At 45.2% G+C, this 10,323-nt stretch carries 10 protein-coding genes; 4 read left to right on the top strand and 6 right to left on the bottom strand.

Annotation, left to right across the window (positions count from 1 at the left end; translation table 11 throughout):
• Nucleotides 1-4: 4 nt before the first annotated feature.
• From QUA47_RS14430 to QUA47_RS14420, 3 genes are all read right to left on the bottom strand, one after another.
• Entirely contained in the window at nucleotides 5-2,920 is a 2,916-nt protein-coding gene (locus QUA47_RS14430; protein ID WP_333431229.1) for a tetratricopeptide repeat protein, read from the bottom strand.
• Between the two features lie 277 nt (nucleotides 2,921-3,197).
• The gene (locus tag QUA47_RS14425) at nucleotides 3,198-4,055 is read right to left on the bottom strand and encodes a calcium-binding protein (protein WP_333431228.1); all 858 of its coding nucleotides are present in this window, start codon (nucleotides 4,053-4,055) and stop codon (nucleotides 3,198-3,200) included.
• Nucleotides 4,056-4,310: 255 nt separating this feature from the next.
• Nucleotides 4,311-4,517 carry a hypothetical protein gene (locus QUA47_RS14420; RefSeq protein WP_190693815.1) on the bottom strand — a complete coding sequence of 69 codons (207 nt, stop codon included), beginning with the start codon at nucleotides 4,515-4,517 and terminating at the stop codon, nucleotides 4,311-4,313.
• A 412-nt stretch (nucleotides 4,518-4,929) separates the two neighbouring features.
• Between QUA47_RS14420 and QUA47_RS14415 the strand changes: the two genes are divergently transcribed.
• A complete protein-coding gene (locus QUA47_RS14415) occupies nucleotides 4,930-5,235 on the top strand; it encodes a transposase (protein WP_333431227.1) in 306 nt (101 codons plus the stop codon).
• Between the two features lie 188 nt (nucleotides 5,236-5,423).
• Here the strand turns inward: QUA47_RS14415 and QUA47_RS14410 are convergent, their stop codons facing one another.
• Together QUA47_RS14410 and QUA47_RS14405 are read right to left on the bottom strand one after the other, a co-directional pair.
• On the bottom strand, nucleotides 5,424-5,603 hold the full coding sequence (locus tag QUA47_RS14410; RefSeq protein ID WP_333406625.1) for a hypothetical protein: 180 nt from the start codon (nucleotides 5,601-5,603) through the stop codon (nucleotides 5,424-5,426).
• Nucleotides 5,604-6,592: 989 nt separating this feature from the next.
• Nucleotides 6,593-7,009 (bottom strand): hypothetical protein, encoded by a 417-nt coding sequence (locus tag QUA47_RS14405; RefSeq protein ID WP_333406623.1) that lies wholly within the window; start codon nucleotides 7,007-7,009, stop codon nucleotides 6,593-6,595.
• A gap of 226 nt (nucleotides 7,010-7,235) precedes the next feature.
• On the opposite strand from QUA47_RS14405, the gene QUA47_RS14400 reads away from it, so the two are divergent.
• Both QUA47_RS14400 and QUA47_RS14395 read left to right on the top strand, forming a co-directional pair.
• Nucleotides 7,236-7,433, top strand: a complete 198-nt coding sequence (locus QUA47_RS14400) for a hypothetical protein (RefSeq protein ID WP_006632170.1) — start codon at nucleotides 7,236-7,238, stop codon at nucleotides 7,431-7,433.
• 736 nt (nucleotides 7,434-8,169) lie between these two features.
• Nucleotides 8,170-8,370: a hypothetical protein gene (locus QUA47_RS14395; protein ID WP_039886773.1), complete on the top strand. Its 201-nt coding sequence runs from the start codon at nucleotides 8,170-8,172 to the stop codon at nucleotides 8,368-8,370.
• 327 nt (nucleotides 8,371-8,697) lie between these two features.
• Here the strand turns inward: QUA47_RS14395 and QUA47_RS14390 are convergent, their stop codons facing one another.
• Nucleotides 8,698-9,447, bottom strand: a complete 750-nt coding sequence (locus QUA47_RS14390) for a pentapeptide repeat-containing protein (RefSeq protein ID WP_333406621.1) — start codon at nucleotides 9,445-9,447, stop codon at nucleotides 8,698-8,700.
• A 54-nt stretch (nucleotides 9,448-9,501) separates the two neighbouring features.
• Between QUA47_RS14390 and QUA47_RS14385 the strand changes: the two genes are divergently transcribed.
• Nucleotides 9,502-10,014, top strand: coding sequence for a phosphoribosyltransferase family protein (locus QUA47_RS14385; protein WP_190660905.1), 513 nt, complete (start codon nucleotides 9,502-9,504; stop codon nucleotides 10,012-10,014).
• Nucleotides 10,015-10,323 lie beyond the last annotated feature (309 nt).

Here is a 10,323-nt window from a genome sequence, read left to right as displayed (position 1 = left end):
CCAACTAACCCAAACCCACCACCTCAACCATCCTTTTCAGCGAACTCACGTTCACTAAAATATCCTCAGTCAGCGAATTCTGATACATCAACTGTCTAATAGGATAGCATTCAAAAGCCTCGCCCGTTAAAAAGTAATGTTCCAACTGCAAATATTGACTGATTCCCCAGTAATAATGGCTGATATAGTGAGGCGACACCAACTCAATTACTTTAGTTCCCTGCCTACAAAAAATTGTATTTGTCAAGCCGCTGCCGTGGGCAGCCACTATCACCTCAGCGTGGTAAAAATGAGCAATTTGCTCTGCCAAAGACAGGGACTCAGGTAAAATAGAAACAAAGCCAAAGTTCTCCAAAACCTCAACCACATCTTCCTCGTTCAAAACTCGTCGGTATCTTGCTTTGCTGCGGCTGATATAAATGCGTTTTGGATAGCCCAAACTAGGTATAATTCCCTTGAGAAACTCCCGCCTCAAAAAATCCATCGCCCACCCAGAAGGCCAGCCCAAATATCCCGCAAAAGAAGGTACAATCAACTCGGTTGCTTGTATGTGAGGCAAGCGATCGCTCTCCAAGACTTTTTCTTCGGGAATGCCCAAAATTCTCAGACTTTCCCGCTGAAATTGGTGCTGACAACTATTCACCAAAAACCAATCAATTTCCGCCAAATCCCTACCGCTGTGCCGCAGCAATTCTATCCTCGGCAAAACATCAACCATCCAGTGAAAATAGACATTTCCCGACAAACCCGAAAGCACGGCCACCCTGCCGTCAATTTGCTTGAGAGACGGGAAGGATTCTAACTTAAACACGCTGTGTTTTCTAACATCATGCTTTTCGCATCCAGGTAAAAACCCCGGATAATCTCTCGACACATCAGCCAACAAATAATTGTCAGGAGTAATTACAGCTATCGCCTTGCAAATCAGCCAATAATTTTCCTGCGGAACACTCCAAACTCGCCCGTTGGGAATTGCGGCCACAAAAGTCTTGGGCGACTGCACAGGTATCGGTTGCGAGTTGGACAAACGGCAAACTCCCCAACCCAAATGCACTGGATCGAACCACTTAGAAAGTCGCTGCAAACACAGCCCGCAAGTTAAACCGGCACACTCGGAATTTGCCAATTTGGAATTGGATATCGAAAATTGGGAATTCGGAATATTTTCTGCGCTTGCTTTTGGTGCAGATTTCCAAAATATTTCCACATAATTATCAGCATCCAAATTAGCATTAACCAGCCAATCCCAACTCGATAAGTAAATACCGTGAGGAGGTTTTATAGAATTGTGAGCGGGCGAGATAAAACTCTCTTTTTTCCACTGTTTCTGATCCCCATACCCGTGCACTTGCAGATCTAAAACCTTTTGATAATAATCAATCGCCCGTTCCCAGCGCCCCTGTTTTTCCAGCAGTTTTGCCAACTCAAAATAAACCTGCGGTAAAGCAGGTTGAATCGTCAAAGCCATGCGGTAAACTGCAATTGCTGCACTGAACCGCTTTTGCTGGGCTAAGGAATTCCCCAGCCGCCAGTAAATCTCTGCATTCTGTGGCTGAATTTGCAAAGCTTTTTGATAATAAGCGGCGGCAGATTCGTGTCCGCCGTACTCTGTTAAAGCATTTCCCAAATGCAAGTAAATTTCGGCTAAATTATCGCAAATTTCAGCAATTGGTAATTGGGCATTGGGCATTGGGCATTGGGCATTGGGCATTGATAATTTTTCCTGCTTCCCTCTTCCCTGTTGTGGAGAATTTATCGGTGTATCCGTGTCAAAATCCGTGTCGTGCCTTCCCTCGGACTTCTTCCCTGTTCTTTCAACATCAGACTCATGCTCGATAATTAATCCGTGTATGCGTGTCAAAATTGCTGTTGTGCCTTCTCTCTTCCTTCCAGTTAGTGCTGTGAGAAATCGATCGCACGCAGCGATCGCCCTTGACAATTCATCATCTTCTACCGCCCCAACTCTGCGCCTGTCTCCCAAGCGGCAGTAAGCCTCAACAAAATCAGGCTTAAGAGCTATTGCCCGCTCAAAATAAGGCATGGCTTCAGCAATTTTGCCCAAAACCATCAAAGAAAACCCGGCGTCTGTATAGCCCGAAATATAGTCGGAATTGATCTCGATCGCGCGATCGAAACAAGCAACCGCCGCCGAATGTTCCCCCTGTAATTGCCACGCTTTCCCCAAATTGTAGTGAGCCAAAACCATGTCCGGCTCCAACTCAATAGCTGTGAGGTAAGATGCGATCGCCCTTTCCGGACTTTTGTCCAGCAAGGCTTGACCCAAATTATTGTGCAGCGTTGCCCAATCCGGCTTAATCTCCATCGCCCGCTGGTAAACCTCGATCGCCTCAGCAGCCCGATCGTCCTTTAGCAAAATCACACCCAGATTGCTGTAAGCTTCCACGTAATCCGGCTTCAGAGCAATCACCTGTCGGTAGGTATCCATTGCCGCTTCGAGCTGGCTATTTTCATCTAAAACCACAGCCAGATTGTATAAAGCATCGAGATAATCAGGTTTTTTGGCGATCGCATTTCGGTAACAGTCGATCGCCCCCAACAAATTACCCTGCTTGTGAAAAATATTTCCCAAGTTATAATGAACTTCCGCCCAATCTGGTTTCAAATCCAGAGCTTGCCGATAGTGAAAAACCGCCTCATCTAGCCACGAATAGTCGCTGTAAAGTTGACCCAAATAAGCATGAGCCAGAAAAAACTGCGGCGAAATCTCCAAAGCTTGCACAAAAGCGTCTCTTGCCGCCGTCGGATCGCCTTGAGCTTCGAGGATTTCGCCTAAAGTCGTGTAAGCCGATGGCGAAAACGGTTGAAGTTCGATCGCCCTTTTGCAAAAATCGATCGCCTCAGTTAACTTACCCCGGTTCAAATAAATTTGGGCTTGCCGGATATATTCTTCAGTGCTCATTGCTAGCCAGCAGTTGCGGTTTCTTTACCGCTTCAGTAAAACCTAGAAATTCTAATTTAAAAACTTTGTATTTATATTTTGCCCGATCGGGCGATCGATTAATTTTATCAATAGCTGTCGATCAATTTTTTTTAACTGCCTCTGCTTCTGTTCCTGCATTGAATATTTCAACCTCACCCCGCTTGTAGCAGAGTGAGGTTGAAATCCTTTAAAACTACCGGCTTTGTGAGAACCGCCCCGAATCTTATCCGGTGCTGCCCCACAACAGCCAGTTGTTTTAGAACAACTCGAAGTTGTTCGAGGTAATCGTCAGGCCAGGCTGCAACTGAGCCACAGTTAGCACTCCGTTGGTGCCGTTGAAGAACAACGTACCGCTTGTTGGGTCGTAGACCAACTTGTTCGTCGTGGTTGCTCCTGGAGTGGCTGCGTTGAAATTAGAAACGACGACAAACTCGCTTGCCTCGAAGCTGGTGCCCAAACCAGAGAACACACCACCCTGCTTCAAGCGGATCTTATCTTCGCCTGGGGTAAAGTCAGTGATCGTGTCTACGCCAAAATCGCCACCGCTGGAGAAGAAGAAGAACGTATCGCTGCCAGCACCGCCCGTCAGGACATCACTTCCTCTGTCGCCAGAGATAAAGTCATTGCCACCGCCACCATTGACAGTATCGTTTTCTTTACCGCCGTAGACACTGTCGTTGCCGTCGCCGCCGTCGACAATATCGTTGCCTTGGCCACCGTAGACACTGTCGCTGCCCGATCCGCCGAGTACGGTGTCGTTGCCTCTGTCGCCAGAAACCACGTCATTGCCATCACCGCCATCGACGAGGTCATCGCCTTTACCGGCAAATATCCGGTCGTCGCCAGTGCCGCCAGCTACCGCATCGCTGCCCGAACCAGAAGCGATTAAATCGTTGCCGTCGCCGCCGCCGACACTGTCATTTCCGCCACCGGAGAAAATGTTGTCGTTGCCAGCGCCACCGGCGATGACATCTGCGCCCCCAAAAGTCAGGATGATGTCATCGCCGGAGCTGCCGTTCAACCTGTTAGGGCCCTGGATGCCGGTAATGTTTGAGCCACCGCCTCCAAGTGTACTTTGTGAAACTGGTTGTGTTGGATTTGTTACCTGTGTCATTTACACTCCTCCTAAAAGATCAATCATTTTTCTACAATACACTTTTCCCTCCAAAGGGATTCAATAAATGAAACCGGACATCGGTTGAGACCCTAATTGACCCGGCTGCTATAAGCTGTCATGTAATTTAAATTGTCAGCAGCGAGCCTAGGAGCGCGAGTAGAATCCTGTATTCGTTGAGCAGCAAATATCGGTTGTTTCCTGCTTTTGACTCTCGACTCCACCACTGCCTCCTCTAACACGAAAATATTGCCCTTAAACGTTTGCGAGTTTACCATAATGACCGTCGGCGTGGCTAGTCATTATTAAAACAATAGCCGGAAGATACACAGAGACCATTTTTAATGGGAGTATGCTCTCAAGATTGAGAACTTGCACCGGGCCCTTGGCACTGTCGATCGCCGGAGAGTTCGATCGCCCGCAATGGGGCTGGAACTGAGCTGCGGTTTCTTTTAAGTACACTGTAGTTGACCTGACTTTTGATTTTTGCTAATAGTTCCCCAGAAATCAAAATTTTTTAGCTGGCTTTGAAAGCAAGCCCGTGCACGCTGGAGGCCGGATTCAATCAAAAGTGCGTCCCAACACAGTCCCGGACAGGCTTTTGAGCCTCATCACCTTGATGTTTCCAGCCAAATCCCTGACGCTCAACGCAGGATTTTGGCTAAAAAACCCAGTTTTGCAACCACAATCCCTCATTTCAACCATGATCCACATCCATCCGGACAATCAGACAATGCAGCGCTCGTCTTTTGGTGAAGTTGGGAGGAACGGTGGGCCCGTAGAGTTGTGACGATACTGTCACTAGATTTTAGATTTTAGATTTTAGATTTTAGTCCTGAGATGAATTTGGGAACTGGAACTAGGATATAAAATTTTGGGCTGCTGGCGAATCCTGCCCCAGTTATGGGTTGGCGCAATTGTAGTTATGAATAATTTACCTGTTGATAATGCTGAAGCCATCAGTTTTTTGATGGCATCTATCGGAGCCCAGGTAAAATTCTTACCTCCATACTCGCCGGATTTATCTCCGATAGACTTGTATTGGGCCAAAATCCCAGCGATTTTCCGTTCTGAAGTATATCCACCTTCAAATGTTCTTGATGAAGCGATTACTAAAGCTATTAATGCTTTTACTGATGAAAATGCTTGGCCATCGTTTCATCACTCTGGTATCTTTTGAGAACTCATTAAATAGTTAAGTTTTGTGGTACATTCGATGGCTAATACCTGTGAGTGAAAATTTTATTTATTTTTTTCAAAAATACTTTTTTACTAAGTGTTGTTAACTTCGAGCTGATCATTAACGATTAGCAAATTTCCAGAATTTTGGTTCGGCATTCATTGAGAGAAAATCTCTACAATTTATTCCTAGCGGTGTGCTTCTAGTTGCGCTGGTGACACGTTGGCATTACTCTGGCTGTCGTACTTGTAGATGTGAGCGTCACTCTCGAAAATATAATTGATGGAAGTAGCTGCATAGTAGCTCAGCGCTAGCAGCGACAATAGATTAAGAACTCTATAAATTGGTTTCTCAGATACTTCGTTCATTTTGACTCCTACTTTTTATGCAAATAACGAATTTGGATACCGTGACGGCACTTTTTTTTAGAAGTTCCCAAACATCTCGCACCTCTAAAAATTTAGCTGGCTCGCGTTATACACTCCTGATGCCCGATCGCCTAAAATAAGTCGTACTTGAGATTTGAAACAGTTTTTGTTGCCTATTTCATGTTGCAGTCTCTGCCTTGAATTGTCTATCTAACTGCGGTAAGAGTTAGGCAATTTGGGTATAAACGAACTCTACAATTTTCTGTTTAGAGCTGCTACGATTTGAAGAGAGGGCTCTGGAAAAGGTTACATACCAAAGAGCGTAGCTGTTTTTCAACGCCTAGCCAGGATTTTCCCACATTCGATTAATGGTACGCCGTGGCCGCAAGTAATAAAAATTCTTATGTTGGTCAGCGGCAGGCGAAAATATGTCTGAAGTTATATTTTTGCCAGGAACAAGCCCTGTTACATTACATATTAATTTTGAGCTTGGTTGAGGTTGTCGATAATTTTTGAGTAAAAAAATGTTGCTGTCGCTGTCCAACAATTTGCGTCTGACAATTTTGACTGAGCCCCACCCTTAAATCACGATGTGACAGAAGAAAAGTAGGCATCAGTCGATTGGAGACTTCGGCGTGAGAGGTTCGGCTAGCGCTCAGTGAATCTCGCTCAGTTGAACGATTGGAGATTTGAGATTTATTCGACAGATGAATCTGAGAGCTTGAACAAGATCCCCTAAAATTTTGGGCTGCTGCCGACTCCTGTCGGAAACTTGTATCCGTTTTCGGGCGGGGTCAAAAAGCCGAAGGCAGAATTTGAGCTCGGTAAAAAAATACTGTTTTAGGATTCAGAGTTTTTATTGAATTCTACCTTCTAGCTGCATTTTTACACTGAAACCAGCTCATTTACTCGCTGCCAGAAGCGATGCCTGCCGAATAATTTAGGACGAGATAACCAACTATGTTGAAGCCAGTTACTTCCACAATTTATTATAATTCTTGATCGCATTGAGCTGTTTTTACAACAGACTTTTTGCTGGTAATTTGCAAAAGGGATAGGGGCACAACAACAGGCCAAAACAGAGGTCCCATTATTAAGGCTATCCAAGATATCACGTCTTTTTTAGATGTGGCTGTATCATTCCAAAAACTTTTGAACCAAACAAGAAAAACGATTAAGGCAATCAAAAAGTAGCTAATCATTATCATTTTTTTACCTGCCTGCCTATAGATGAGATAGAAGTATTTATAATTATTGTATCTCAGGCCGTGGCTCGCAGCTCGCAACTTTATGCCCTGAGCTGCAAGCTGCAAGTATCTAAAACCCAAAGTTTCACAGCTCTCCGAGTCCAGACCTGCGATGTAGAGCGGACTTACTCCCGCTGCGCGGCGGTCTAAGGACTTCAAAGCCTTGCGTTGAGGGCTTTTCGAGGTTTTGTCAGACCTTGAGGCTACCACCCCAATCATAGCTTATGCGATCGAGGTCTTTGGTTTTCTGTGATTTAACTCACGTATACTCGCAGACTTCGGTCACAAATCGAGCCAAGAAAAATCACACAGCTTACCCGACGGCAATCACCCTACTCTTTTCTCAAATGTTCGATATTATAATAGTCGAGTTCAACGAGATTTCATGCAAGCTCTGACTTTAAAATCTGATCGCGCGATCGCTGAACTGTTCTATCAAGTCACTCATTCAGGCAATCTGACTCGCACTGAAAGCCACGGGCTCCGCGAACTCTGCCAAAGCGCTCTCAGCGAAGACGCCCGAGATGCAGTCAACCGCCTGCTGCACGCCATCCGCCGCGGATGGGTCAGGATTTCCGATTAGTTCCCTCACACAAGAAGTTGAGATGAGTATTTCTACTGTCTCTCCTGTCAAGCTTTGCCAACAATAATTGCCAACAATAAGATTTTCGTGAGTAGGTCGCTCCATTAACCCTCTCCAAAAAAAATTGTACTGCGCTCGAAAAGCTCGACCCGGTTTCTTGAAGAAGCCGGGATTTTTGATTGGAAGCAGTCAGTCGATTTTAGATTTTAGATTTTAGATTTTAGATTTTAGATTTTAGATTTTAGATTGACTTCACAGATGAATCTGGGAGCTTTAACTAGGGCCTAAAATTTGGGGCTGCTGGGGACTCCTATCGAAAACTTGTATCTGTCTTTGGGCGGATCGTTAAGTATATACACGGAAACAAGAACACAGCAAGAAACTAGGTAAATGTAGGTAAAAGCGGGCTTCTAAACACGCTAAAAGTTTTACGTTGAATTAAGCCGAGCGATTTCGCTAGCAGTCATTAGTAATCTCTTAATAGATAAATATTAATTTATTTGTCACCGTTTCTTAACCAAAAGTAGAGATGTGGGGGTTGCCAGAAGCGAGGAATCGCGACGGGGTTTGTGTTTCAAGTAGCAGGGCTATCGAGGAAATATCCGATCCCCTAGTTCGGCTGACACAAATCACTCATCAAGAGCCAATCGATCACATTTACTTCCGTAGTTGAATCACATAAATTTTGGAAAAATTAGTCAATACTGTCAAAAGCGAGTTCAAAAAAAAACACATGATGACAACCCAAACGCTTTTACCTCAATTTACTATTGCAGAGCTAGTCTTTCAGGTATATCACTCCGGTCTGCTGACTCCCACTCACCGACAACAGCTCCAGACAGCGCTCTTAAATGACTGTCTTACCGAAGAAGATCAAATAGCCATCAACCGCTTGCTCCACGCCGTTCGCCGGGGCTGGCTGAAGGTTGTAGATTAAATTATCGCCAAATTTTTTTGCCACTCTCTTTAAATGAACTGTCAGTCAATTTTGGATTTTAGACCTCCGCAAGCGCTCAGTCGAACCGTGGAGTCCCGGTCACTCTAGCAATTTGAGATTTTAGATTTACTCCACAGATGAATCTGGGAGCTTGAACAACACTCTAAAATTTTTGCCTCTCCACAACAGGAGTCCGGGGCTTCTCTCGATTTTTGGGCGCATGAGATTAACGCAGAATTAAATCCCCTTAAAAAAATCAGGCATTAGCCTAAATGTAGGGTGCGCCACAAGCACCCTGCGGTTTTAACTTCTATTTTCTCAGCTTATTTAGTCAGAGATTGTGCCGTCAGGCATCATGGCCTCTCTGAGATTCGCTTCATTCAAATTTGTCCCGCGCAAAGAAGCTTGATGTAAGTTTGCTCCCCGGAGATTTGCTCCCTTAAGGGAAACTCCGCTCAAATCTGCTTGATGGAGATTTGCACAGCTCAAGTTAGCTCCGCTCAAATCGGCTCCCTTCAAATCAGCTTTTTCCAGATTTGCTTCCGTCAAATTTGCCCAGCTCAAATTTGCTTGAGTTAAGTTAGCATGGCTGAGGTCAGCTTGTGTTAAGTTCGCATCGGTTAAATTGGCTTTGCTGAGGTTGATTCCGCAAAGCTTCACTTCTGTCAAGTTTGCACCTTGCAAGTTAGCGTTAACTGCATAAACTTGAATCAAAATTGCCCCCTGAAGGTTTGCATCTCTCATGTCTGCACCCCTGAGACTCGCCCCCGTTAAATCTGCCCCGCTAAACACGACACTCCGCAAGATGGCTCCGCTCAAGTTCGCTCCCACCGCGTCGCATTCGCCAAAATTAGCGGACATGAGGTTGGCTTGAGAGAGGTTGGCTTGGCTGATATCTGCTTGATACAGATTAGCTCTGTAGAGGGTGAGACCGATCGAATTTGCACCTTTTAAATTAGCGTGACTCAGGTCAATATCGCGCAAGTTTGTCCTTGACATATTGACCCCGGCCAGGTCTACTTTGTGAAAAACCCGTTCTCCGGCTGCATACCGTCTGAGAAGTTCCTCTGCATCCATGTCATTTTCCCCAAAATATTTAATAATACCTTTGATATTTCAATAATATTAGGAATGAGCGACCTTTACGTTTCTTGGCCTGAGTACCATCGGAAAATTGAGGATTTGGCTGTAAAAATTGAGGAATCTCAGTGGAAATTCGATCGAATTGTCTGTCTGGCGAGGGGAGGGCTGCGCGTTGGGGATACTCTGTCGCGGATTTTCGACAAACCTCTGGCGATTTTAGCGGCCTCGTCCTATGGTGGGGCCGAGGGAAATGTCCGGGGTGCGATCGAGTTTGCCCGCGATTTGACAATGGTGGGCGATAATTTGGGGAGCCACATTCTCTTGATTGACGATTTGGTGGATTCGGGAATTAGTTTAGATCAAAGTATTGCTTGGCTGAAGAGTCGCTACGGCGATGATATTCAGGAAATTCGGACTGCTGTACTCTGGTACAAGGCTTGTTCTGTTGCAAAGCCGGATTATTATGTAGATTATTTGGCTGACAATCCTTGGATTCACCAACCTTTTGAAATGTACGAAAAGATGAGTGCGGCTGATTTGGCGGCGAAAGTTGGGAGTTAGTCTATAAAAGGCTAACATCTGGTCAACTTTTAACATGGTTTGGGCGATATTTTGCACTTTTTGGCATAGTCCGTCCGGCGTTGAAACCCCTCTCTCATAGCTAAACTCCTCTCAAATAAAACTGAATATTTATTAAGGTTTGGCAGTCTGTTTCAACTCTGATATTGCACCATTCTCAATAAGCCTTTTATGGGCGGGCTAGGAGCAACGGCCCACAACAAAATTCACTCTTTGTGGAACAGGCATCTTGCCTGTTCTTGAGAATGGTGCAAGATCTCAATTTCAACCGACTTTAGCTATGAGACGGGG

It is taken from the genome of Microcoleus sp. MON2_D5 (assembly GCF_036701905.1).
Lineage (GTDB): Bacteria > Cyanobacteriota > Cyanobacteriia > Cyanobacteriales > Microcoleaceae > Microcoleus.
The sequence above is the reverse complement of the archived record's forward strand: the minus strand, read 5'-3'. Positions and strand labels throughout refer to the sequence as shown.

Bases quoted from the DNA above. Each gene is read 5' to 3' on its own strand.
- QUA47_RS14395 (WP_039886773.1), top strand. From the start codon at position 8,170: ATGACAACCCAAACGCTTTTACCTCAATTTACTATTGCAGAGCTAGTC.
- QUA47_RS14390 (WP_333406621.1), bottom strand. From the start codon at position 9,447: ATGGATGCAGAGGAACTTCTCAGACGGTATGCAGCCGGAGAACGGGTT.
- QUA47_RS14410 (WP_333406625.1), bottom strand. From the start codon at position 5,603: ATGAACGAAGTATCTGAGAAACCAATTTATAGAGTTCTTAATCTATTG.
- QUA47_RS14385 (WP_190660905.1), top strand. From the start codon at position 9,502: ATGAGCGACCTTTACGTTTCTTGGCCTGAGTACCATCGGAAAATTGAG.
- QUA47_RS14425 (WP_333431228.1), bottom strand. From the start codon at position 4,055: ATGACACAGGTAACAAATCCAACACAACCAGTTTCACAAAGTACACTT.
- QUA47_RS14430 (WP_333431229.1), bottom strand. From the start codon at position 2,920: ATGAGCACTGAAGAATATATCCGGCAAGCCCAAATTTATTTGAACCGG.
- QUA47_RS14400 (WP_006632170.1), top strand. From the start codon at position 7,236: ATGCAAGCTCTGACTTTAAAATCTGATCGCGCGATCGCTGAACTGTTC.